The following is a 228-nucleotide window of genomic DNA, read 5'->3' as shown; positions in this document are numbered from 1 at the left end:
TGCTGTTCAATTTATCTTGGAACGCCTTGCCGACAAGGGTATACCAACTGACGGACTTAATGCCCTCGTACCATAGAGAGTCATCATGTCCACCTGAATCGGGTGTTACCCCCCAATAGCGTTTGGTCACGGAATATTCGTAAAACTGATATTTATGGTAGGCGTAGGGCAGGACGATGCTCAGTCCGGCATAACCGTGAAAAATATCAAAGTTCTTGCACAGATATT

The 228-nt window shown here is 45.6% G+C and carries 1 protein-coding gene; it reads right to left on the bottom strand.

Going from position 1 to position 228, the window contains the following annotated elements; genetic code table 11:
- Positions 1-228: type VI immunity family protein (locus ACTHUT_RS22445; RefSeq protein ID WP_440386936.1), on the bottom strand; the 228-nt coding region annotated here is incomplete at both ends.

It is taken from the genome of Neisseria sp. P0022.S010, from assembly GCF_051956635.1.
This window is presented reverse-complemented; position numbering and strand designations above follow the sequence as displayed.